20 protein-coding genes and 1 pseudogene are annotated in these 22,148 nt (G+C 61.8%); 12 read left to right on the forward strand and 9 right to left on the reverse strand.

All coding sequences use genetic code 11. From position 1 onward, the window contains the following. Nucleotides 1–112: 112 nt before the first annotated feature. The 8 genes from B2X55_RS04605 (at nucleotide 113) to hemL (ending at nucleotide 9,083) form a co-directional block, all read left to right on the forward strand. On the forward strand, nucleotides 113–736 hold the full coding sequence (locus B2X55_RS04605; RefSeq protein ID WP_286821057.1) for a hypothetical protein: 624 nt from the start codon (nucleotides 113–115) through the stop codon (nucleotides 734–736). A gap of 75 nt (nucleotides 737–811) precedes the next feature. After that, nucleotides 812–2,083, forward strand: coding sequence for a type II secretion system protein GspD (locus B2X55_RS04610; protein WP_286821094.1), 1,272 nt, complete (start codon nucleotides 812–814; stop codon nucleotides 2,081–2,083). A 139-nt stretch (nucleotides 2,084–2,222) separates the two neighbouring features. After that, nucleotides 2,223–2,903: a precorrin-2 dehydrogenase/sirohydrochlorin ferrochelatase family protein gene (locus B2X55_RS04615; protein WP_081828426.1), complete on the forward strand. Its 681-nt coding sequence runs from the start codon at nucleotides 2,223–2,225 to the stop codon at nucleotides 2,901–2,903. Continuing rightward, nucleotides 2,872–4,191 (forward strand): glutamyl-tRNA reductase, encoded by a 1,320-nt coding sequence (hemA, locus tag B2X55_RS04620; protein ID WP_286821059.1) that lies wholly within the window; start codon nucleotides 2,872–2,874, stop codon nucleotides 4,189–4,191. The genes B2X55_RS04615 and hemA overlap by 32 nt, the downstream gene beginning before the upstream one ends. Next, on the forward strand, nucleotides 4,151–5,092 hold the full coding sequence (gene hemC, locus B2X55_RS04625; protein WP_286821060.1) for a hydroxymethylbilane synthase: 942 nt from the start codon (nucleotides 4,151–4,153) through the stop codon (nucleotides 5,090–5,092). The genes hemA and hemC overlap by 41 nt, the downstream gene beginning before the upstream one ends. Before the next feature lie 75 nt (nucleotides 5,093–5,167). Next, nucleotides 5,168–6,694, forward strand: coding sequence for a uroporphyrinogen-III C-methyltransferase (gene cobA / locus B2X55_RS04630; RefSeq protein ID WP_286821061.1), 1,527 nt, complete (start codon nucleotides 5,168–5,170; stop codon nucleotides 6,692–6,694). An 85-nt stretch (nucleotides 6,695–6,779) separates the two neighbouring features. Next, nucleotides 6,780–7,760: a porphobilinogen synthase gene (gene hemB, locus B2X55_RS04635; RefSeq protein ID WP_286821062.1), complete on the forward strand. Its 981-nt coding sequence runs from the start codon at nucleotides 6,780–6,782 to the stop codon at nucleotides 7,758–7,760. Nucleotides 7,761–7,763: 3 nt separating this feature from the next. Further along, complete coding sequence (gene hemL, locus B2X55_RS04640; RefSeq protein ID WP_286821063.1) at nucleotides 7,764–9,083, forward strand: glutamate-1-semialdehyde 2,1-aminomutase; 1,320 nt, start codon at nucleotides 7,764–7,766, stop codon at nucleotides 9,081–9,083. A 358-nt stretch (nucleotides 9,084–9,441) separates the two neighbouring features. Here the strand turns inward: hemL and B2X55_RS04645 are convergent, their stop codons facing one another. After that, a complete protein-coding gene (locus tag B2X55_RS04645; protein WP_286821064.1) occupies nucleotides 9,442–10,320 on the reverse strand; it encodes an aldose 1-epimerase family protein in 879 nt (292 codons plus the stop codon). A 253-nt stretch (nucleotides 10,321–10,573) separates the two neighbouring features. Between B2X55_RS04645 and pdxS the strand changes: the two are divergent. Together pdxS and pdxT are read left to right on the forward strand one after the other, a co-directional pair. Next, nucleotides 10,574–11,443, forward strand: a pseudogene (pdxS, locus tag B2X55_RS04650) (pyridoxal 5'-phosphate synthase lyase subunit PdxS); the annotation flags it as partial. Between the two features lies 1 nt (nucleotide 11,444). Then, on the forward strand, nucleotides 11,445–12,011 hold the full coding sequence (gene pdxT, locus B2X55_RS04655) for a pyridoxal 5'-phosphate synthase glutaminase subunit PdxT (RefSeq protein ID WP_286821065.1): 567 nt from the start codon (nucleotides 11,445–11,447) through the stop codon (nucleotides 12,009–12,011). Nucleotides 12,012–12,057: 46 nt separating this feature from the next. Here pdxT and B2X55_RS04660 read toward each other — a convergent pair whose 3' ends face one another. The 7 genes from B2X55_RS04660 to ilvA all read right to left on the reverse strand — a co-directional run bounded on the left by B2X55_RS04660 (nucleotide 12,058) and on the right by ilvA (nucleotide 19,916). Further along, entirely contained in the window at nucleotides 12,058–12,807 is a 750-nt protein-coding gene (locus tag B2X55_RS04660) for an NlpC/P60 family protein (protein WP_286821067.1), read from the reverse strand. Between the two features lie 66 nt (nucleotides 12,808–12,873). Next, the gene (locus B2X55_RS04665; RefSeq protein WP_286821068.1) at nucleotides 12,874–13,254 is read right to left on the reverse strand and encodes an ArsR/SmtB family transcription factor; all 381 of its coding nucleotides are present in this window, start codon (nucleotides 13,252–13,254) and stop codon (nucleotides 12,874–12,876) included. A gap of 34 nt (nucleotides 13,255–13,288) precedes the next feature. Further along, nucleotides 13,289–14,386 carry a DUF871 domain-containing protein gene (locus B2X55_RS04670; protein WP_286821069.1) on the reverse strand — a complete coding sequence of 366 codons (1,098 nt, stop codon included), beginning with the start codon at nucleotides 14,384–14,386 and terminating at the stop codon, nucleotides 13,289–13,291. A gap of 53 nt (nucleotides 14,387–14,439) precedes the next feature. After that, a complete protein-coding gene (locus B2X55_RS04675) occupies nucleotides 14,440–15,906 on the reverse strand; it encodes a PTS transporter subunit EIIC (protein WP_286821070.1) in 1,467 nt (488 codons plus the stop codon). After that, the gene (gene murQ, locus B2X55_RS04680) at nucleotides 15,903–16,838 is read right to left on the reverse strand and encodes an N-acetylmuramic acid 6-phosphate etherase (RefSeq protein WP_286821072.1); all 936 of its coding nucleotides are present in this window, start codon (nucleotides 16,836–16,838) and stop codon (nucleotides 15,903–15,905) included. The genes B2X55_RS04675 and murQ overlap by 4 nt, the downstream gene beginning before the upstream one ends. An 88-nt stretch (nucleotides 16,839–16,926) precedes the next feature. Continuing rightward, nucleotides 16,927–18,459 (reverse strand): L-lactate permease, encoded by a 1,533-nt coding sequence (locus B2X55_RS04685; protein ID WP_226867675.1) that lies wholly within the window; start codon nucleotides 18,457–18,459, stop codon nucleotides 16,927–16,929. 203 nt (nucleotides 18,460–18,662) lie between these two features. Next, entirely contained in the window at nucleotides 18,663–19,916 is a 1,254-nt protein-coding gene (ilvA, locus tag B2X55_RS04690; RefSeq protein WP_286821073.1) for a threonine ammonia-lyase, read from the reverse strand. A gap of 209 nt (nucleotides 19,917–20,125) precedes the next feature. On the opposite strand from ilvA, the gene B2X55_RS04695 reads away from it, so the two are divergent. Both B2X55_RS04695 and B2X55_RS04700 read left to right on the forward strand, forming a co-directional pair. Continuing rightward, nucleotides 20,126–20,572 (forward strand): universal stress protein, encoded by a 447-nt coding sequence (locus B2X55_RS04695; RefSeq protein WP_278520528.1) that lies wholly within the window; start codon nucleotides 20,126–20,128, stop codon nucleotides 20,570–20,572. 27 nt (nucleotides 20,573–20,599) lie between these two features. Then, nucleotides 20,600–21,016, forward strand: coding sequence for a universal stress protein (locus tag B2X55_RS04700; RefSeq protein ID WP_005840368.1), 417 nt, complete (start codon nucleotides 20,600–20,602; stop codon nucleotides 21,014–21,016). 591 nt (nucleotides 21,017–21,607) lie between these two features. Here the strand turns inward: B2X55_RS04700 and nrdG are convergent. Next, a complete protein-coding gene (nrdG, locus tag B2X55_RS04705) occupies nucleotides 21,608–22,120 on the reverse strand; it encodes an anaerobic ribonucleoside-triphosphate reductase activating protein (RefSeq protein WP_286821075.1) in 513 nt (170 codons plus the stop codon). Nucleotides 22,121–22,148: the final 28 nt, after the last annotated feature.

The following is a 22,148-nucleotide window of genomic DNA, read 5'->3' on the forward strand; positions in this document are numbered from 1 at the left end:
CACAGACGCAGTCAAAGGCGCAGGAAAGGCTCTGTCCGTTTGGCAGAGCCTTTCTTCGTATAAAATGAAATCAGAATAATGTAAATATAATAATATAAGGGGAGGGATGCTGATGCATGTGACGCCAAAGCAGATTGCCTTTGCAGCTGTGGCCGCTGTACTGCTGGCAGTGGTGCTGTTCTGGCAGGGCGCAGCCGATGGGATGGACCAGCCGCAGCTGGAGACGGCCGCGGAGAGCGGCAGTGCGCCCGCAAGGGCGGAGAAGGGCCGGGATGGCGCGCGCTACGAGAAGATCCGCGGCATGGAGAGCCAGGTGGCAGTCGAAGACCTGCGCAATCCCTTCTCGCCTGGGCACGAGAAGCGCGGCGAAGCGGCGGCCGCGCCTGTGAAAGCCGCGCAGAAGACGGAATCTGCCCAAAATGTGCAGCAGCCCGCGCTGCCCGCCCGAGCGTCTATGAGGGCGGAGGCGGCTCCAGAGATGCCCATCTCCGCGCCTGAGCCTGTACTGGCACTTCGAGGCATCGTGCAGGGCGCGGAGCCGCTCGTCATCCTCTCGGACGGCGCGCAGAGCCGATCCCTGGCCGTCGGCGAGCACTTCTTCGGCTACGAGGTCGTCGAGATCGGCAGGGCGGGTGTGCGGCTTTGCGGCCCAGACGGTGAAATCTGGCTGCCAATGGCTTCATTCCATTCGGATGGAGAAGCTGCCGGACAAGATGACAGGATAGAGACGCGTTAGCACAAGATGCGTAAAAGAGAAGAGGAAAGGAGGCAGCCGATGACGGTCAACTGGACAAAGAGGATAGGGAGGGTAATGTTCGGCACGGTATTGCTCGGGCGCTTTTTGACAGGCGGCGTGGAGGCCGCACCCATCGAGATGCAGGTCGTCGAGGGCGATGTGCGCTCCGTGCTCATGTCGCTGGCGCGTGCGGGCCACGAGAACATCGTGCTTGATGACAGCGTTGCGGGGACGGTGACGCTCCATGTGACAGAGGAGCCGACGAAACTCCTGCGCATGGTCGCCGCTTCGAAGGGGCTCGTGCTCGTCAAGGAGGGCACGACGTACCTCGTGACGACGGCCGCGCGGGCAGACGGCCTCAGGAGCGTGCACGTCTACCCCGTGCGCCATGCCGACCCCGCTGACATCGCGCGTGCGGCGGAGCTCTCGCTGCGCAGCGCGGCGGGCAGGGCGGATGCGGAGCAGGAAGGCGAGGGCGGCAGTGCGCGCCGCGTCCTCGTCGACAGTGCGACGAATTCCGTGCTGTTCTACGGCACGGCAGCAGAGGCATCTGGCGTGGCGGAACTCGTGCGCCATCTCGACTGCAAGCCGCAGCAGGTATCGCTTGAAGCAAAGGTCGTGGCGCTCTCAAAGGATGCATCCAAGAAACTCGGCGTCGAGTGGCAGTGGTCATCGCTGCCGCAATATCCAGACTTCGAGACGACGTACCGCCACAAGGGCACGGACCATGAAGTGCAGGAAAAGGAGATCAAGCGCCACACGCAGGACGGAACGGTGCCGGGCATCATCCAGTTCGGACGCGGCCCGGAGGGGGTGCCGTTCGAGTTCTACTACAGCGCGACAATACAGGCGCTCGTGACGCAGGGCAAGGCCAAGATGCTCGCGCGGCCGAATATCACGACGGTACAGGGCCGGGAGGCGCTTATCAACATCGGCGGCGAGGTCCCCGTGCCGACGCAGTCGGTGACGAACAGCACGACGACGACGACGTACACCTACCGCCAGGCCGGCATCATCCTGCGCTGCACGCCGCGCATCCACGAGGACGGCCGCATCACGGCGACAGTGCACACGGAGGTCAGTTCGCCGCTCTACGTCGAGGACATCAAGGCCTACCGCTTCCAGAACCGCAGTGCCGACACGACGGTCAGCCTGCGCGACGGCGAGACGATGGTCATCGGCGGCCTGATCGGCAGCGATGAATCGAGGACGCTGTCGAAGATCCCGTTCCTCGGCGACCTGCCCATCCTCGGCGCGTTCTTCCGCAGCGTGCGCCAGAGCCGCTCCGAGTCTGAGATCATGATCTTCCTGACCGCGCATGTCATCCCCGACGACGGTTCGACGTGATGCAGATAATACGATAAGATACAGAATCAGAAGCTTTGATAAAAGTCATGACGACTTTTGCTCGGAGCTTCTTTTCTTTTGCATAAACATCCGTTATAATAAGAAGGTGATTACAATAAATGAATGAGATTCGTAATTGATGAATGTTCAGATTATGGGCGGGGGGATGAGCGTGCAGTATCCGGTCAATATGGAGATCGCAGGGCGTGTCTGCGTGATCATCGGCGGCGGGCGCGTTGCCGAGCGGAAGGCACATGTGCTCTTGCAGGCGGGCGCGCACCTCATTGTCATCGCACCGGCTCTGACGAGGCTGCTCTATCAGGAGGCGTCGACAGGATGTTTCTTCTGGCTGGCCCAGCCGTACGAGACGGGGTTCCTGCAGCGCGTGCGCCCGTTCCTTGTCTTCTGCACGGCAGATGATCATGCGGTCAACCGCGTGGCGGCCGAGGAGGCGCGCGCATCCGGTGCGCTCGTCAATGTGGCCGATGAGCCGGAGCTCTCGGACTTCTTTGTGCCGGCGAGCATCCGTCGCGGCCGCTTCCTGCTGACCATCGGCACGGGCGGCCTTAGCCCTGCCTTTTCGCGCAGCCTGCGCGAACAGCTCGAGCAGGCATTCCCGCCGGCCTTCGGCCTCTGGATCGAGAGGCTGGCCGCCATTCGTCAGGAGATGAAGGACAAGCTGCCGACGAGCGATGACCGTCAGGCATTCTGGCGCGCGGCATTGTCGCGGGATATCATGGAATTAGTCAAGGCCGGTCGTCTGAACCGGGCGGAGGTAATGATTCGACATGCAATTATTGATTTTAGGCCTCAATCATAAGACGGCGCCTGTGGAGGTGCGCGAGCACTTCGCGATTTCCCGGCAGGCCGTTCGCAACGGGCTGGAAAATCTCAACGAATACGAGGGGATATCGGAGGCCGTCGTGCTCTCGACCTGTAACCGCAGCGAGATGTACGCCGTCGTCGACGATGCAGAGGAAGATGCAGTGACGCTCAAGCAGTTCCTGTTTGACTTGACGGGCAACGACGAGGACATCGACGCGTACCTCTACTCGTTCGTCGACGAGGAATGCATCCGCCATCTCTTCAACGTGGCGTCGAGCCTCGATTCGCTCGTGCTCGGCGAGGGGCAGATCCTCTCGCAGGTCAAGGAGGCGTACGCGATTGCGCGCGAGGCCGGCACGACGAGCACCGTGCTCAATACGCTCTTCCACCGCGCCATCGCGACGGGCAAGCGCGTGCGCACGGAGACGCGCATCGCCTACAATTCGGTTTCCGTCAGCTATGCGGCCGTCGAGCTTGCCGAGGAGATGTTCGGCTCGCTTGCAGCCTCGAATGCGCTGATCTTTGGCGCGGGCAAGATGGCGGAGCTCACGGCACAGCACCTCGTCGCACACGGCGTGCGCAAGATCTACGTGGCAAACCGTCACATCGAGCGGGCTGAGCAGCTCGCGGCGGAGTTCGGCGGCGAGGCCGTTCCGTTCGACGGTGCGCTGAAGCGGGCGGTGGATGTCGATGTCATCGTGACGTCGACGGGCGCGCCGCATTACGTCGTCAAGCCCTGGGAGACGCGCCAGCTCATGACGAAGCGCAAGGGCAGGCCGCTCTTCTTCATCGATATCGCCGTGCCGCGCGACGTCGATCCGGAGGTCGCGGGCATCAAGGGCGTGACGCTCTACAACATCGATGCGCTGGAGGCCGTCGTCGACGAGCACAAGGAGGAGCGGCTGCAGGAGGCAAAGCTCGCGCATGCCATCGTGGAGGAGGAAGTGAAGTCCATCGAGGACAAATTCCAGTACCTCTCCTTCCGTCCGCTCATGGCGCTGCTCTCAGAGCGCTGCGAGCGCATCCGCCAGCGCGAGGTGCGCCGCGCATCGTCGAAGCTGCCGGACCTCACGAAATCGGAGCGTCGGCAGATCGAGCACATGACGCGCATGATCGTGCGCAAGATCCTGCGCATGCCGATGATGAAGCTCAATGCTTCGGCGGGCACAGCGCAGGAGTCATTCTACATCGAGGCCATGCGGGCCTTATTCAAGCTGGACACGATAGGGGAGGCGGCAACGAGTGAAGAACGGCACAATCGTTATCGGGACGCGAAGCAGTAAGCTCGCGCTCTGGCAGGCAGACTATGTGGCAGACTGCCTGAAGGAGCGCTATCCGGATCTGCGGGTCGAGAAGAAGCTCATGACGACAAAGGGCGACAAGATCCTCGACGCGCCGCTCGCCAAGATCGGCGGCAAGGGGCTCTTCACGAAAGAGCTCGAGCAGGAGATGCTCGAGGGCGGCATCGACATCGCGGTGCACAGCCTCAAGGACATGCCGACAGAGGTGCCGGAGGGCCTCGTGATCTCTGCCATCACGAAGCGATTTGATCCGGGGGACGCTGTGGTGAGCCCTGTGTACAAGACGCTCGAGAATCTGCCGCAGGGCGCAAAGGTCGGCACCTCGAGCTTGCGCCGCAAGGCGCAGCTCTTGCACGCACGGCCGGACCTCAATATTTCGGACCTGCGCGGCAATGTCAACACGCGCCTGGAGAAGCTTGAGCGCGAGCACTTCGACGCGATCATCCTGGCCGTGGCAGGCCTCAAGCGCCTCGGCTTTGCGGACCGCATCACGGAGGTGCTGCCGCGCGAGATGGTGCTGCCGGCCGTCGGGCAGGGCGCTCTTGCCATCGAGACGCGCGCGGATGACGGCGAGGTGCGCAATCTCATCGCCTTCCTCAACGACGAGGAGACGGTGGCCTGTGCCAGGGCGGAGCGCGCCTTCCTGGCCCGCGTCGAAGGCGGCTGCCAGGTGCCTGTCGGCGTCTACGCAGTGCCTGCTGCCGGAGAGCGGCTTCATGTCGAGGCGGTCATCGTCTCGCTCGACGGCGCGCGCCTCTACCGCGACACTGCTGTGGGCAGCGCGGCAGAGGCCGAGTCGCTCGGCACATCGCTTGCCGACAAGCTGCTCGCGATGGGCGGCATCGAGATCCTGCACGAGATCGGCCTGCTGCTCGACCGGTGAGGCGGGCAGAGAGAACCTGGGCGCAGCTGCGTCTGCGCTGGCGATATTTCACGAAGAGAAGAGGAGAGTTTTATTATGGCAGGTATGGTATATCTGGTCGGGGCTGGTCCTGGGGACTACCGCCTCATCAGCCTCAAGGCAGTCGACTGCCTGAAGCGCGCCGAGGTCGTTGTCTACGACCGCCTCGCGGATGACCGCATCCTCGGCTGGGCGCCGCGCGATGCCGAGTTCATCTACGTCGGCAAGGCGTCGAGCCACCACACGATGAAGCAGCCGGACATCAATCAGCTGCTCGTCGACAAGGCGAAAGAGGGCAAGACAGTCGTGCGCCTCAAGGGCGGCGATCCCTTCGTCTTCGGCCGCGGCGGCGAAGAGGGTCTGCTGCTCGAGGAGAACGGCCTGCCTTTTGAGGTCGTGCCGGGCATCACCTCGGCCATCTCGGTGCCGGCTTATGCGGGCATCCCCGTCACGCACCGCGGCATCGCGACGTCGTTTGCCGTCGTCACGGGCCATGAGGACCCGACGAAGGGCAAGAGCAACATCCGCTGGGACAAGCTGGCGACGGGTGTCGACACGCTCGTCTTCCTCATGGGCGTCGCCAATCTGCCGCACATCACGGAAGAGCTCATAGAGAACGGACGCCCGGCAGATACGCCGGCAGCCGTCATACGCTGGGGCACGAAGCCGGAGCAGGAAGTCCTCATGACGACGGTCGGCACGGCCGCTGAGGACGTCAAGCGGAAGGGACTCAAGCCGCCGGCCATCTTCATCGTCGGCGAGGTCGTCAAGCTGCGCGAGAACCTGCAGTGGTTCGATAAGCTGAGCCAGAAGCCGCTCTTCGGGCGGACGGTGCTCGTCACGCGCGCGCGCAGCCAGGCATCGAAGCTCACTGCGTGCCTCGAAGACCTCGGTGCCCGCGTCATCGAGAAGCCGGCCATCGCGATCGCTGCGCCGGATGACGGCTATGCGGCCGTCGATGCGGCCATCGCAGGAATCGACGCCTACCAGTGGCTGATCTTCACGAGCACGAACGGCGTCGAGCGCTTCATGGAGCGCCTCTTCGCCGCGGGCCGCGATGTCCGCGCACTCGGCTACGCGAAGGTTGCGGCCATCGGGAAGACGACGGCGGGGAAGCTCGCCTCGTACGGCATCCGCGCCGACGTCATGCCGCAGGAGTTCCGCGCAGAGGGCATCTTAGAAGCCCTCAAAGGCAAGCTGCCGCCGCACGCGAAGATCCTCCTGCCGCGCGCTGCGGCAGCGCGCGAGATCCTGCCCGAGAAACTGCGCGAGCAGGGGGCCGAGGTCGACGTCGTGCCGGTCTACCAGACGGTCATGGCCGAAACGAGTGAGGAAGAGCGCGCGGCACTCCGGGATGAGCTCGAGCGCGGCGCCATCGACTTCGTGACGTTCACGAGCTCCTCGACCGTCGAGAACCTCGTCAAGCTGCTCGGCGGCATTGAGCCGCTCGCGGGCGTCAAGACCGCCTGCATCGGCCCGGTGACGGCCGAGACGGCCCGCCGGCACGGCATCGAGCCCGCCATCGTGGCTTCGACGTACACCATCGAAGGTCTCGTCGAGGCCATGCGCGAAAGCCTCGTCTGAGCAAAGGCGAGAGCCGACTTCATTCTGTTCTGCGATTGCCATGGCAGGTATCTGCCAGACATCTATGTATTTAGGAGATGTTGTTATGTATAACCAGAAGCTTCGTCCGCGCCGCATGCGCATCACGCCGGCCATGCGCGCCATGGTCCGGGAGACGACTCTCTCGGCGAAGGATTTTGTCTACCCGATCTTTGTCGTTCCGGGTGAGCATGTCAAGGAAGAGATCCCGAGCATGCCGAACTGCTACCATCTCTCGGTCGACAATGCCGTCGAGCTTGCCAAGGAGATTGCCGCACTCGGCATTCCCGCCGTCGAGGTCTTCGGCCTGCCGGAGTACAAGGATGCAGACGGCTCTTCGGCCTGGGACCCGACGAGCCCGGTGCAGCGCGCCATCAAGGCCATCAAGACCGCGGTGCCAGAGCTCATGATTATCGGCGATGTCTGCCTCTGCCAGTACACGACGCATGGCCACTGCGGCCATCTCGAGGGCCATTACGTCGACAACGACAAGACGCTCAAACTCCTGCAGAAAGTCGCCGTCTCGCAGGCTGAGGCCGGCGCTGACATCATCGCGCCGTCCGACATGATGGACGGCCGCGTCGCCGCCATCCGCGAAGCGCTCGACGCGCATGGCTTCATCAACGTCTCCATCATGAGCTACGCCGTCAAGTACGCTTCGGGCTACTACGGCCCGTTCCGCGATGCTGCCGACAGCGCGCCGCAGTTCGGCGACCGCCGCCAGTACCAGATGGATCCGGCCAATGCGCGCGAGGCCCTCAAGGAAGTCGACCTCGACCTCATGGAAGGCGCTGACATCATCATGGTCAAGCCGGCACTCGCCTACCTCGATGTCGTGCGCCAGGTTCGCGACCACATCCATCATCCAGTCGCCGTCTACAATGTCAGCGGCGAGTACGCGATGGTCAAGGCTGCGGCGGCGAACGGCTGGATCGACGAGAAGCGCATCGTGCTCGAGACGCTGACGAGCATGAAGCGCGCCGGTGCGGACATCATCATCACGTACCACGCACTGGATGCGGCAAAGTGGCTCAAGGAAGAGGAGTAAGACATGCTGAATCTCGAAAAATCTCTGGCGGCTTTCAACGAAGCCAAGACGCTCATGCCGGGCGGCGTCAACAGCCCGGTCCGCTCGTACGCCAATGTCGACTGCAACCCGCCGTTCATCGCGAAGGCGAAGGGGGACCGCATCTTCGACATCGACGGCAATGAATACATCGACTACGTGGGCTCATGGGGCCCGATGGTCGTCGGCCATGCTCACCCGAACGTCGTCAAGGCGCTGCAGGAGGCGGCGACGCGCGGCACGAGCTACGGCGCCCCGACGCTCTTAGAGTCGGAGCTCGCGAAGCTCGTCATGCAGGTCTACCCGTCTATCGAGGTCATTCGCATGGTCAACTCGGGCACGGAGGCAACGATGAGCGCGCTGCGCTTGGCGCGCGGCTACACAGGGCGCGAGAAGATCGTCAAGTTCATCGGCTGCTACCACGGCCACAGCGACAGCCTGCTCGTCAATGCCGGTTCGGGCATGGCGACGTTCGGCGTGCCGAGTTCGCCGGGCGTCACAAAGGGCACGGCGGCGGACACGATCTCGGTACCCTACAATGATGTCGAGGCCATCACGAAGGTCATGGATGAGATGGGCGACGAGATCGCAGCGGTCATCATCGAGCCGGTTGCGGGCAACATGGGCTGCGTGCCGCCGAAGCAGGGCTACCTGCGCAAGATCCGCGAGCTCACGCAGGCACACGGCACGATCCTGATCTTCGATGAAGTCATGTGCGGCTTCCGCGCATCGCTCGGCGGCGCACAGGCGGCCTATGGCATCACGCCGGACCTCACGTGCCTCGGCAAGATCATCGGCGGCGGCCTGCCGGTCGCGGCCTACGGCGGACGACGCGACATCATGATGAAGGTCTCGCCGGCGGGCCCCGTCTACCAGGCGGGCACGCTCTCGGGCAACCCGCTCGCAATGACTGCCGGCATCGAGACGCTCAAGATCATCACAGCAGAGCCGGAGCCGGGCGAGGCCGATTACAGCCGCATGCTGACGCTCAAGACGAAGAAGCTCCTGCTCGGCTGGCTCGAGAAGGCCAAGGAAGCCGGCGTCACGATCCAGGCACATCAGGCCGGTTCGATGTTCGGCATCTTCTTCAACGAGCATGAGGTCTACAACTACGATGACTCGTGTGCTTCGGATCAGGAAGCCTTCAAGGTCTGGTTCAAGAGCATGCTCGAGCAGGGCATCTACCTCGCACCGTCGCAGTTCGAGACGCTCTTCATGTCCGGCGCGCACAGTGACGAAGATATCGACCGCACGATCGAGGCGGCAGGCAAGGCCTTCAAGGCAGTGGCAGAGAGCCGCTGCTGAGTTTTTGCAAAGTTGACGCCGACGGGACGGGGCTGGCCAGCACTGCGCGATGAGCCCCTGCTAAACCGATTTTTTGCCTCAGAATCAATCCTTGCCAAAGAGCTAAACGCGCGTTGCTTGGACGACGCTCTTTGGCAAGGGCGGGATGGCAAAAAATCGGTTCTTCACGCAGGGCCTCAACGCTCCGCTTCTGGCCAGCCTCGTCCCTCTGGCTAGCGCATCGCCCGTTTTCTTGCACACAAAAACGCTGACAGCTTTTGCCAGCGTTTTTTTCGTGGGATTTGTGCGGCCTCAATGGTCAATCGCGACATGGCGGCAGGGTGGCAGGGCCCTGCTGCCCTGCTGCAGATTCACTGTGTCAGCCAATCTCAATCGTATAGCTGAACACCGCTTCTTCGCCTGCTGCGAGGCGTTCACTTCCCTCGCGGTCGGCGAAGTCGCCATCGAAGTCCTCGTAGTCGGCGTGGCCGTGCCATGGCTCGATGCAGATGAACGGCGCGCCGCCCTGGCCCGGGGTCCAGAAGCCCCAGTAGGGGAAGTCCTTGGCGATGACAGACAGCGACTTATCGCTCTTTGTCGAGCGCAGCGTGACCTTGTCCGACTTGAGATTGTGGTAGGCGAGGACGTCGTCCTTGAATTCTTCATAGCAGAGCGGCAGGCGCGTACCCTTGAGCGGTTTCGTGCCATGCGCGCGAAGGTACTGGCCCTCCTTGTTGAGAGGCATGTTCGGCGCATCCTCTTCATGGTTGAACTCGAGGTAATAGTCGGAGAATGCTTCCCCGTGCACGATCGGGCAGCGGAAGGCGCCGTGTGCGCCGATTGAGTAGATCATCTCGTGGTCGTCGTGGTTGTGCACCGTCCAGATGACCTTGACCTGTTTCCCGTGGAGTTCGTAGGCCACCTGGAGCTCGAATTTCCACGGATAGTGCGCGAGCGATTCCTCCGTCCAGCAGAGCGAGAAGGCGATGCGGTCCGCCTCTTTCTCGACAAGCTGGAAATCGGAGATGCGGCCGAGGCCGTGGCTCGGCAGTTCGTACGTCTTGCCGCCCACACGGTACTTGTTGTCCTTGAGCTTGCCGACGATCGGGAAGAGCACCGGTGAGCTGTAGCGCCACCAGGTCGGGTCGCCGTTCCAGAGGTATTCCGTCTCGTCCTCGCGTTCCTTGATGGAGCGCAGTTCCGCGCCGTGGTCGCGCACTTGCACGCAGAGCTCGTCGTTCTCGATAGTATAAAGCATTTGATTCCCTCATTTCTTTTTCTGGAAAATTACCTTTTGTTGTTCATTCGCGTTAGGGTCAGTCTATTCCTGCAAGGCAAGGCCAGATTTCTTCCGTCGCTTTGACCAGGAGGTGGGATGACCGTGTTTTTTGACCTTGCGAAAATAAAGTAGATTGAGACTTTTGATAAAACCAGAAAGGCGTATACTGGGGAATGTAATCATTCCAGTGCACAGCAAGAGAGATGGAGGAATCGATATGGCAGAATAATTTGACAATCGCTATGAACTCAACAAGCAGCTCGCCCAGATGCTCAAGGGCGGCGTCATCATGGACGTCACGACACCGGAGCAGGCGCAGATCGCGGAGGAGGCCGGTGCCTGTGCCGTCATGGCGCTCGAGCGCATCCCGGCTGACATCCGCGCGGCGGGCGGTGTCTCGCGCATGAGCGATCCGAAGATGATCAAGGGCATCCAGCAGGCCGTCTCCATCCCGGTCATGGCCAAGTGTCGCATCGGTCACTTCGTCGAAGCGCAGGTGCTTGAGGCCATCGATATTGACTACATCGACGAGAGCGAGGTCCTCTCGCCGGCCGATGATGTCTATCACATCGACAAGCGCAAGTTCCGTGTGCCGTTCGTCTGCGGTGCGCGCGACCTCGGTGAAGCGCTGCGCCGCATCGCGGAGGGCGCCTCGATGATCCGCACGAAGGGCGAGCCGGGCACAGGCGATGTCGTGCAGGCCGTGCGCCACATGCGCAAGATCAACTCCCAGATTGCCGCGCTGACGGCAAAGCGCGAGGATGAGCTCTTTGAGGCGGCCAAGGCACTCGCTGTGCCGTACGCGCTCGTTCGGTATGTCCACGACAATGGCCGCCTGCCGGTCGTCAACTTCGCTGCGGGCGGCGTCGCGACGCCTGCCGATGCCGCGCTGATGATGCAGCTCGGTGCCGAGGGCGTCTTCGTCGGCTCGGGCATCTTCAAGTCGGGCAATCCGGCAAAGCGCGCTCGCGCCATCGTGCAGGCCGTGACGAACTACGAGGACCCGAAGATCATCGCAGCGCTTTCCGAAGACCTCGGCGAGGCCATGGTCGGAATCAACGAGGAGGAGATTGCGCTCTTGATGGCAGAACGGGGGAAATGATATGGCAAAGAGAATCGGCGTGCTCGCCGTGCAGGGCGCCTTTGCCGAACACGAAGCGATGCTCTGCTCTATCGGCGCGGAGTGCCGCGAGCTGCGCAGCGCAGCCGACCTCGGACAGAAGCCGGATGGCCTCGTGCTGCCGGGCGGCGAGAGCACGGTCCAGCGCAAGCTGCTCATGGAGAGTGGTATGCTCGCACCCATCAAGTCCTGGATCGAGGAGGGCATGCCCGTGCTCGCGACGTGCGCCGGCCTTATCCTGCTGGCCGAGCACCTGAGCAACGATGCGCGCACGTGCTTCAAGACGCTGCCCGTCACCGTGCGCCGCAACGCCTACGGCCGCCAGCTCGGCAGTTTCGTCACGGAGGCCGATGTCCGCCACATCGGCACGATGCGCCAGAATTTCATCCGCGCGCCGTACATCGAAGCGGCCGGCCCAGGCGTCGAAGTGCTTTCCGAGACAGACGGCCATATCACTGCCGTGTGCTATGGCCAGCAGCTGGCACTCGCCTTTCATCCCGAAGTCGGACACGACACGCGGCTACACGAGGCGTTCCTGAACTTGATATGAGAAACGGCGCAAAAAAATAGGAGATACCATCCGGTATCTCCTATTTTCATTTGATGATGTGCTTGCCGCCGATGTAGCGCGGCTGCCAGTAGCTGTTGGAGAGGCTGTCGATGCGGACGCCGCGGCTGGAGGAGGCGTGGATGAACTGGTCGTCGCCGAGGTAGATGCCGCAGTGGGAGGGGCCGGGCTCGTAGGTGGTGAAGAAGACGAGGTCGCCGGGCTCGAGCTGGCTCTTGCTCGTCGTGCGCAGGCCGAGGCGGTACTGGTCGTCGGCGAGACGCGGGATGCTGATGCCGTTCTTGCCGAAGACATACTGCAGGTAGCCGGAGCAGTCAAAGGCCTTTGGCGTCGCGCCGCCGAAGCTGTAGGGCACGCCGATGTACGACTTGGCTGTCGAGATGATGCTGCTGACCTTGCTGCGCTCGAGGATCGGCTTGTTGTTGGGCACGGTCGGGCCGTAGTTCGGCGCCGTGCTCTTCAGGCGCTCGAGCAGGGCTTCCTTATCCTTGATTGAGCCGTGGTGGATGGACTTTGTATCTTTGAGGGCGCGCCAGGTCGCGTTGTTGACGACGCCTGTCGCGCGCAGGTTGTTGTCCTTCTGGAACTGCGTGACGACGCGCTTCGTCTCTTCGCCGAAGATGCCGTCGATGTCCTTGATCGTGTAGCCGACGTTCTGGAGCTTCTGCTGCAGTAGCATGACGTCGCGTCCGGAGGAATTGATCTTGAGGACGGGGGCGGCAAAGACGGTGGCTGAGAACAGCACGGAAAAGAGTCCGGCGAGCAGGCCGGCTTTCATGAGATGACTCCTGTGCATACGATCGAGTCCTTTCCAAGGGTAACAAGGGTCAACGGGGATGATGTGTCAGGATTCGCGCACGTGGTCGAGTCCCTGGCACATGAGCTTGACGACGTGGTCGTCTGCGAGGGAATACCAGGCTTCCTTGCCGTCCTTGCGGTACTTGACGAGCCTGGCCGTGCGCAGGACGCGCAGCTGGTGCGAGATGGCCGACTGGCCCATCTGCAGGGCTTCGGCGATGTCGCAGACGCACATCTCCTCTTCGACAACGAGCAAGGAGAGCAGCTTGATGCGCGTCTTGTCGCCGAGCACCTTGAAGAGCTCCGACAGGCGCAGGCTCGTCTCGTCGTCGAGCTTGTGGGTCAGTGCGTATTGGATCCGCTCGGGATGCGGGTGATTGATCTCGCAGAGCGCGCAACGGTCTTCATTTTTGATGGTATCGTCCATTTGTTTCGTATTTCCTCTCGCATAGGGTATATAGTTATATTATATCAGTTTCAGGGGCGAACCGGAACGAAAATTTTCTTCCCGGTGTGATGTACTGCAGCAGGTTGCACTCACTCTCGTCGACCATGGCGGCGACGTTCGTGCGCGGGTCGGCTGGTTGCGGCATGCGGATGATCTGGAGTTCGCCCATGTAGCGGCCGTAGCCTTCGTTGTCGATGGTGATGGCGCCTATGGGGTGTGTCGTCGCGTTGTCGGGCAGGACTCTGGCGTGCATCTCGCGCAGCAGCCGGCGGCTCTCCTGCGCGCGGATGGCGTCGCGCGCTTCGTCGAGGCGCGCGGTGAAGGTGTGAGCGAGGAGTTCGCGCTGGACGGGGTCCTTCGTCATGTAGCGCGCGTGCAGCGTGACCTGGTCGCCCTGGAGCTGGCCGATGCCCTGGATCTCTTCAGCCGTCGGCAGGGAGTCGGCGAGGAAGACGGAGTCGCAGCCGAGCGCGACGAGGTGGCGGGCGGAGAGCTCGGCTGCCTCGTCGCGGTGCTCTTCTAGTGTCGGCAGGCCGTCCTTGAGCGGCGAGCGTCGGCGCCCCTGGCTCGCGACGAAGGCGCCGACGCGGATGCCGTAGCGGTGCAGCAGGATGTTGGCGTGGACGAGGCTCTGCTCGCTGAGGCCCGTGCCGCGGCGCGGGTAGAAGTTGTGCAGGGCGTCGATGCGCGAGAAGTCCGTGCCGGCATCCTGCAGGTCCTTGAGGATGCGTCGCGTGATCGTCGAGGCGTTGAGTTGGAAGCGCATCTCGGGGAAGCGGTGCGTGAGGCGCGCGATCTCCTCGGCGGAGAAGCCGTAGTCGAGGCGCAGCGTCGTAATGCCGAGCATGCGGAATGAAGTCGGGTTGAAGTCGGGCAGGTCGAGCAGCTGGCAGGTCGCCGGCGAGACGTCGGAGATGACTTCCATGCCGTGGCGGCGCGCCGCCTGCAGCAGCGTGCCGATCTCCTGCTTGAGTGCGCTGACATCCGTCTCAGGGATGTGCAGTGAGGTGAAGATGCGCCGGATGCCATCATGCGCGGCCTCTTCCAAGAGTGCCAGATTCTCCGCTGGCGTGTTGTCGAGGCCGGGATAGAGCGAGATTCCATTATCCATATCCATGTAAAACTCCCTTTCTGTTTGCATATGCGTCTGACAGGGGAAGGTTGTCATTTTTCCTCTGGCGGGTCATCGAAGCCGATGAGCCACGTTGCGATGAAGCCGCCGATGTAGGCTGTGATGAGGCCTAAGAGGTAGACGGGGATCTGGTCTGTTGCTGCGGCGAGCGGCAGGCCGGAGATGCCGAGCGTGGCGGCGCCGACCATGAACTGCGCCTGCACGGCACCGCCGCAGGCACCACCGATGCAGGCGCCGATGAAGGGCTTGCCGAGCGGCAGCGTTACGCCGTAGATCAAAGGCTCACCGACCCCCATGATGCCGACGGGCAGTGCCGAGGCAATCGTCTTCTTGAGGAAGTGGTTCTTCGTCTTGCAGTAGACGGCAAAGCTCGCGCCGACCTGTCCCGCGCCGGCCATGGCGAGCACGGGCAGGAGGATCGTGACGCCGTAGCGCGAGAGGAGCTCCGCGTGGATCGGCGTGAGCGTCTGATGGATGCCGAGCATGACCATCGGCAGGAAGGTGCCGCCGAGGATGAAGCCCGTGACGGCGCCGCCAGAGCCGATGGCGCTCGTGGCCGCCGTGCCGATGCAGTCGGACAGGAAGCCGCCTAGAGGCTGCAGCACGCAGATGGCAACGGTGCCTGAGATTAGGAAGGTGAAGAGCGGCGTGAGGAAGAGGCTGAACATCTCGGGGATGATGCGGCGCAGTTGCTTTTCGAGCGCGGCGGCGAGCGCAGCGACGAGCAGCACGGAGATGACGCCGCCGCGCCCCGGCACGAGCGGACCGTCCGTGAGTTCGACCGAGGCGAGTGCGGGATGGGCGAGCAGCGCGCCGAGGATGCCGCCGAGTATCGGCGTGCCGCCAAACTCCTTGGCGGCGTTGTAGCCGACGAAGAGGTTCATGCCCCAGAAGACGGTGCTGCCGCCGATGGCGAGCAGCTGGTAGACGGCCGTCTGGGTAAATGCAGGTTCAACTTTGCTGACGACATTCAAGGTGCCGCTGATGAGGCCGCAGGCGATGAAGGCCGGTATGAGCGGGATGAAGATGCTCGCGATGCGCTTGAAGAGCAGCTTGACGGGCGTCGCGTTCTTGGCGCGAATCTTCGCGTGCAGCGCCTTGCCGTCGCCAATCTCCGGTCTGTCTGATGACTCCGAGAGAGAAGTCGCGGTGGACGGTCCGACTGACTGTGCACCGTCCGACAGTCCGACTTTGCCGGCAGTCGGACGGCCAGCAGAGGATGGTGATGCTGGGGAAGCGCTAGCGCGTGCCGCTTCGAGTTCCTTCAGGAAGGCCTCAGTCACGCGGTCGACGCGCCCCGGGCCGAAGATGATCTGCAGCTCTTCGCCCGCGTCGTAGACGCCGAGCACGCCCTCGACCTTCTTGAGCGCTTCAATTTGCTCGGGGCTCTTCGCGTGCAGCACGAGGCGCAGCCTCGTCATGCAGTGCGTGGCCGATAGGATGTTGTCGGTAGGGCCCACAAGAGAGAAGACTTGTTTGGCGATATGATTGTAGTTCATGCATTCATCCCTCCTGCGGCCAGGCGGATGGCGGCTGCTAGATGGCCGCTCGTGCGCTCGAGCAATGCCTTGCCCTCGCTAGCGGAGACGCCTGCGACGACCATGAGGATGGCGAGTTTGGCGTGGCCGTCGGCCCCCTTGAGGGCCTTCTCCGCCTCTGTGCGCTCGCAGCCACTGCCTTCCATGACGATGCGGATGGCGCGCTCCTCGAGTTTCTTGTTGCTGGCCTTGACGTCGACCATGAGGTTGCCGTAGACCTTGCCGAGCTTGATCATCGTGCCGGTCGAGAGCATGTTGAGCACGAGCTTCTGGGCCGTGCCCGCCTTCATGCGCGTCGAGCCTGTGACGACTTCAGGCCCCGTGACAGGCGTCAGGGCGATGTCGGCGAGCGCGGCGATCTCTGCGTGCTCACTGCACGCGAGCGCAATCGTCAGCGCGCCGAGCTCTCTTGCGTACTTCAGCCCTCCGATGACGTAGGGCGTGCGGCCCGACGCCGCGATGCCGACGAGAACGTCTTTCGCGGAGAAGCCGTGCTCTTTGAGGTCGTGGACGGCGAGGCCCGGGTTGTCCTCGGCACCTTCCTGCGCGCGGAAGATCGCGGGAATGCCGCCCGCGATGAGCCCCTGCACGAGCTCGGGGTCCGTGCCGTACGTCGGCGGGCATTCGGAGGCGTCAAGGATGCCGAGACGGCCCGAGGTGCCCGCGCCGAGGTAGAAGAGACGGCCGCCATTTTCGAGGCGCTGGCTCGTCGCATCAATGGCCCGGGCAATCTCCGGCAGGATCTTCTCAATGGCCGAGGCGATCTTGCTGTCCTCCTGCTGCATGATCGTGACCATCTCGAGCGTCGTGCAGCTGTCGATATGAGCGGAGGCCGGGTTGCGGCGCTCCGTCGTGAGTCTTGATAAATCCAAAGAAAAACTCCTTCTCTCCATCTTTATTGTAGAACATAATACCTATAGTATAACACAAGAGACGAAAAAAGCCCTCCCCGAGAAGGGGAAGGCTCTCTTGCTTGACGGCTCAGCCGACGAGGGACTGACCGAAGTAGACGATGCATCCCATGATGATGACGAACGGGATGTAGATCTTGACGGCGAAGTACAGGAGCTTGCCCTCGCAGCCGACCGTGCCGATGGCGGCGACGGCAATCGCGATGTTCTGCGGGGAGATCATCTTGCCGGCGCAGGCGCCCAGCGGATTCGAGGCGGCAATCCAGGCCTGGACGCTCTCGCTCGCGCCGATGGCCATGGCCGAGTCCGTCTGCAGCTTGCCGAAGAGGACGCAGGACGAGGTAGCGGAGCCCGTGATGAACGTGCCGATGGAGCCGATGAAGGCGGCGATGAACGGGTACATCGTGCCCGTCGCGGCGACGGCCGTCTCCGCAATCTCGTGCGTCATGCCCGCATAGCCCATGACCTTAGCCGTGGCGATGACCGTGATGATCGTGATGATGGTGAAGCGCAGGTTCCAAGCCGTGCGGCGCAGGCAGCCCACCATGCTGCCGAAGCCGGCACCCTGGATGGTACCACCGATGAAGGCCGCGAGCAGGATGAGAACACCGGGCGTTGCGAGCCAGGTGAAGGTGTACGGTTCACCGCCGGGGCCGTCGTAGATCAGCACGCTGGTCTTGATGAGGTTCAATGGATCATGGATGGCCGGGATGAGCTTCGACGTCATGAGAAGGAAGATGAAGATGAGGATGAATGGCATCCAGGCGCGGACGGCCGTGCCTGCCGTGATGGGCGCTTCGTCGTCATGCGGTGGCAGGGCGTGTTCCGGGTCATTGACGGGGAAGAGCTTGGCACAGGCGATGATGGCGGCCATCGCGACGATGGAACCGCCGACGACGGCGAGCTCCGGGCCCATGAACATGGCGATGGCAAGCTCTGTGGCAGAAAAGCCGACGCCGGCCGCCAGGCACATGAGCACCATGCCCTTGAGGCCTTTGAGGCTGTGACTTGCGACGATGACCATGAGAAACGGGCAGAGGACGGTGAGCGGTATGAGCTGTAGAGCCGTGTAGGTCGCGAGTTGTATCGGGTCGATGCCCGTGACATTGCCGAGCGTGACGATCGGGATGCCGATGGAGCCGTAGGCAGTCGGGACTGAGTTCGCGATCAGGCAGACCATGGCCGCGAGCACCGGGTTGACGCCGATGCCGGCGAGCATGCCGGCTGGTATCGCGACGGCCGTGCCGAAGCCGGCCATGCCCTCGAGGAAGCCGCCAAAGCCCCAGCCAATCAGCAGGATCAGCACGCGGCGGTCATTGCTGACGGAGGTCAGCATCTTCTTGATCGTGTCCATCGCCTTCGTCTGGAGGGTCAGGTTGTAGGTGAAGATAGCGGCGATGATGACGAGCAGGATAGGCCAGCAGGCGAGTGCGACACCTTCGAGCGTCGCCTGGACTGCGTGGGGAATCGTCATGTCATTGACGAAGATGCCGGCCGTCAGGGCGATGACGAGTGCGATTGGGCAAGCCTTGTAGGCCGCTATCTTGAGCACACTCAGCGCGATGATGAGCCATAGGATTGGGGAGAGCGCGATGAGAAACATTTTGTCCTTCCTTTCTATGCTTATCGTTTAAAATGATGGGTTCCATCTGAAAAAAAGATGAATGGATACCTCATTATATAGACAGCTTTCGCAGAAAGTCAATGGTGAAAATAAAGGTTTTATCTTTCTAAGAATAAAAATCTTCAGACAGGAAAACGGGCGGAAAAAACCTCTCCGAAGAGAGGATTTTCCTGCCCGTTTACTCAGTAGATTTTCTGGATTTCGTAGCCGTTCGCGTTGAGGGCCTGGATGATCTTCTGGATGTGCTGCTCGTTGTGCGTCTCGACGGTGACGGTCAATACGACCTTCTTGAAGCTGTCGGTGACCTTCGTCTGGTCGTGGTCGAGCTTGATGACGTTGGCATTCTCTTCGGCGAGGATGCGCGAGACGTTGAGCAGCTGGCCCGGCTTGTCCGGCAGCTGGACGGCAAAGCAGAAGACGCGGCCGCGCGCGATCAGAGCCTTGTCGATGAGCGCCGAGATGGTCGAGATGTCGATGTTGCCGCCCGAGATGATCGAGACGACCTTCTTGTCGTGGAACGGCAGCTTCGCGAGTGCGGCGAGCGAGAGGACGCCGGCGCCCTCTGCGACGAGCTTGTGCTTCTCGATGAGTGAGAGCAGGGCGTTCATGATGTCGATCTCCGAGACGGTGATGATGTCGTCAAGGTACTTCTTGCAGAACTCAAATGTCAGCGTGCCGGCTGTCTTGACGGCGCAGCCGTCGGCGACCGTGTCAGTCGAGTCGAGCGTCACGACTTTGTCAGCCGCGAGCGCCGCCTTCATGCAGGCCGCATTCTCCGGCTCGACGCCGATGACCTTGACGTTCGGGTTGACGAGCTTCGTCGCGAGCGCGACGCCCGAGGCGAAGCCGCCGCCGCCAATCGGGCAGAGGATGGCGTCGACATCCTTGAGCGCATCGATGATCTCGAGCGCCGTTGTGCCCTGGCCGAGGAGCACCTGCAGGTCGTTGAACGGGTGGATGTAGACATAACCGTGCTTCTTCTGGAGCTCGAGGCTGTGCGCATAGGCGTCGTCAAAGCCGTCGCCGTGCAGCACGACTTCCGCGCCGAGCGCGCGCGTGCCCTCTACCTTGAGGATCGGCGTCGTCGCCGGCATGCAGATGACGGCCTTGACGCCGAGCTTCCGCGCTGCGTACGCTACGCCCTGCGCGTGGTTGCCGGCCGAGGCCGTGATGACGCCGCGCACGCGCTCCTCCGGTGTGAGCTGGCTGATCTTGTTGTAGGCACCGCGGAGCTTGAAGGCACCCGTATGCTGAAGGTTCTCCGGCTTGAGATAGACATCGTTGTGGCAGAGCTCGGAGAAATAGTCACTGTGGATGAGCCTCGTCTTCCGAGCTACTCCCTCGAGCTGCTTGGCTGCGCGGTAGACGTCGGCAATCGTCGTGCTCTCCACGATCTCGGCATTCGAACGTTTCGACGATTTCTTCTCTTCAGGCATAGTTGCGTCCTCCTTTTTATGCGATACTTCTCGTATTTTATCCAGTTTATCACCTCGGACGTGCAAAAGTCAATTACAACTTTACAGATGGGCCGAGCAGAGATTTCTTGAAAAAGTACGAGAAGTTTTTGGAGAATTTAGAGGAATTTGCCCATGTGTTCGCGAATTATACACCATGAAAGAGAAATGCTACGGGAGGGATTCATTGTATGGAAAGGTTGGCTCGTATCCTGGTTCCGGTTGACGGATCTGGTGCTTCCGACCAAGCCGTGCGTTTTGCCGCCATTCTTGCAGATGCGACAGGTGCTTCTGTCGACATCCTGCATGTATCGTATTTTGATAGCAGTACGGATGCGGATGAAGTATCGTGGCTGCCGGAATGCGTGGCAGGTCCCATCGGGCCCGAAGCCGAGAAGATCCTCGAAGGGGCGAAGCGGCTTATCCCGGAGGCAGTCCTCTATGAAGCGCATCACCGCACCGGCAGTCCGGCGCAGACGATCCTCGACTTTGCCGAAGAGCGGCGAAGTGACCTGATCGTCGTCGGCAGCCGCCGACTCGATGCAATTCATGCAGCGCTGCTCGGGAGCGTCAGCACGCAGGTCCTCTATGAGGCGAAGTGCCCAGTAACCGTGGTCAAAGAGAATCCTCATCCATAATGGATATCATGCTAAGGGGGTAATACTATGATGAAGAATATCCTGGTACCGGTCGATGGTTCGGAAGGTTCGGACCGTGCTGTAACGGAAGCGATTTCCATTGCAGAGGCTTGTGAAGCGAAGCTCAACTTCCTCTACGTCGCGAACATCAACCAGCTCGCAATCAATGCCTGCCTGTCAGACGCCATCCTCGAGGCCGTGACGAAGGCCGGCAACGTCGTGCTCGACCGCGCGATGGAGATGGTGCCGTCGGGCATCGAGAAGGAAGCGTTCTCGGAGACGGGCTCGCCAGCCGTCGTCATCCTCGACTTCGCGACGAGCAATGACATGGACCTCATCGTCATGGGCAGTCGCGGCCTCGGCGTCGTCAAGGGCGTGCTGCTCGGCAGTGTCAGCCAGTACATCGTAGAGCAGTCGAAGTGCCCGGTGCTGGTCGTGAAATGAGATAAGAATCGTTTCTGTTTGTGGAAGCGAGTCGTCGGCCATAGACGCTCATCGCTCCGCGCAGCAGGCTGAAGCTCCACGCTGAACGTCTATGGCTGGCTTTCAGTCCGGTTGCTCTTGGCTGTGTGGGATGGCGCGTCAGTGTGCTCATTGCCGAGAAAGAAGGGAACGGCTGGCCATAAATGGAGCTTTGAGCGTCTGCGTGAAGAACCTGTTTTTTGCCGACTAGAGTCCTTGCAAAAGAACGTCGTCCAAGCAGCGCGCGTTTAGTTCTTTTGTAAGGTTGCATTTTAGGGCAAAAAACAGGTTTAGCAGATGCTCACGCGCAATGTTGGCCAGTTGTTCCCGTCTTTCGTGCTCCTTTGTGGCACATCTGTCAATAGCAGAAAATGCCAGGTATCAGAGAGAAATCTCCGATGCCTGGCATTTTGTGTTGTGGTTGTATGGCTGACAGTAGCGAGATGAGAGTTCTTGCGGAGATGCTGGGCGTGAAGTCCTCTTGGGGTATCCATAAGTGGAGCTTCAGCCTGCTGCGCGGAACGTTGGATACCCCAAGAGGACGCCTCGTCTCCGAGAACGGGAAATGGTAATTCAGTCTTCGTAGAGCAATACAATCTCTCCCCGCTTGCGCGTGGCGTTCATGTCGATGACGCGCTGGTTGGAGGAGCCGCGGAAATGGAGCGTGAGGTTGCGCAGTTCCTCGACGTACGCACCGTCGACGAGTACGTCGACTTCCGCGAGCAGATCATCTGTCGCCTTGTCGTGGCGCGCCTGGAGTTCTTCGAGCGTGTAGCCCGAGTAGCTCCAGATGTCGAGGCCTGCCGCGTGGATCTCTCTGGCGAGTTCGGCGAGCGGTGCGCACTGCAGGAAGGGCTCGCCGCCGCTGAACGTCACGCCCGTCAGCAGCGGGTTCAGGCGTATCTTCTGCAGGAGCTCCGCGAGCGTCTCCTCGTGGCCTCCTTCGAGCGGTTGGGTCTCCGGATTCTGGCAGTTCAGGCAGCGGCGCTTGCAACCCTGCACGAAGATCGTGAAGCGGAAGCCGTCGCCGTCGACAATCGAGTCTTCGACGAGGCCAGCGACGCGCAGCGTATCATCTAGTGACATGGTCAATCGTCCTTTCCTTATCGTGGTC

It is taken from the genome of Mitsuokella sp. UBA4253 (assembly GCF_002395285.1).
Classification (GTDB): domain Bacteria; phylum Bacillota; class Negativicutes; order Selenomonadales; family Selenomonadaceae; genus Mitsuokella; species Mitsuokella jalaludinii.

Bases quoted from the DNA above. Each gene is read 5' to 3' on its own strand.
- B2X55_RS04610 (WP_286821094.1), top strand. From the start codon at position 812: ATGTTCGGCACGGTATTGCTCGGGCGCTTTTTGACAGGCGGCGTGGAG.
- pdxT (WP_286821065.1), top strand. From the start codon at position 11,445: ATGGCAAAGAGAATCGGCGTGCTCGCCGTGCAGGGCGCCTTTGCCGAA.
- B2X55_RS04675 (WP_286821070.1), bottom strand. From the start codon at position 15,906: ATGAACTACAATCATATCGCCAAACAAGTCTTCTCTCTTGTGGGCCCT.
- nrdG (WP_286821075.1), bottom strand. From the start codon at position 22,120: ATGTCACTAGATGATACGCTGCGCGTCGCTGGCCTCGTCGAAGACTCG.
- hemL (WP_286821063.1), top strand. From the start codon at position 7,764: ATGCTGAATCTCGAAAAATCTCTGGCGGCTTTCAACGAAGCCAAGACG.
- murQ (WP_286821072.1), bottom strand. From the start codon at position 16,838: ATGGAGAGAAGGAGTTTTTCTTTGGATTTATCAAGACTCACGACGGAG.
- B2X55_RS04695 (WP_278520528.1), top strand. From the start codon at position 20,126: ATGGAAAGGTTGGCTCGTATCCTGGTTCCGGTTGACGGATCTGGTGCT.
- B2X55_RS04645 (WP_286821064.1), bottom strand. From the start codon at position 10,320: ATGCTTTATACTATCGAGAACGACGAGCTCTGCGTGCAAGTGCGCGAC.
- ilvA (WP_286821073.1), bottom strand. From the start codon at position 19,916: ATGCCTGAAGAGAAGAAATCGTCGAAACGTTCGAATGCCGAGATCGTG.
- hemA (WP_286821059.1), top strand. From the start codon at position 2,872: ATGCAATTATTGATTTTAGGCCTCAATCATAAGACGGCGCCTGTGGAG.
- hemB (WP_286821062.1), top strand. From the start codon at position 6,780: ATGTATAACCAGAAGCTTCGTCCGCGCCGCATGCGCATCACGCCGGCC.
- B2X55_RS04700 (WP_005840368.1), top strand. From the start codon at position 20,600: ATGATGAAGAATATCCTGGTACCGGTCGATGGTTCGGAAGGTTCGGAC.
- B2X55_RS04660 (WP_286821067.1), bottom strand. From the start codon at position 12,807: ATGAAAGCCGGCCTGCTCGCCGGACTCTTTTCCGTGCTGTTCTCAGCC.
- B2X55_RS04605 (WP_286821057.1), top strand. From the start codon at position 113: ATGCATGTGACGCCAAAGCAGATTGCCTTTGCAGCTGTGGCCGCTGTA.
- cobA (WP_286821061.1), top strand. From the start codon at position 5,168: ATGGCAGGTATGGTATATCTGGTCGGGGCTGGTCCTGGGGACTACCGC.
- B2X55_RS04685 (WP_226867675.1), bottom strand. From the start codon at position 18,459: ATGTTTCTCATCGCGCTCTCCCCAATCCTATGGCTCATCATCGCGCTG.
- B2X55_RS04670 (WP_286821069.1), bottom strand. From the start codon at position 14,386: ATGGATAATGGAATCTCGCTCTATCCCGGCCTCGACAACACGCCAGCG.
- B2X55_RS04665 (WP_286821068.1), bottom strand. From the start codon at position 13,254: ATGGACGATACCATCAAAAATGAAGACCGTTGCGCGCTCTGCGAGATC.
- B2X55_RS04615 (WP_081828426.1), top strand. From the start codon at position 2,223: ATGAATGTTCAGATTATGGGCGGGGGGATGAGCGTGCAGTATCCGGTC.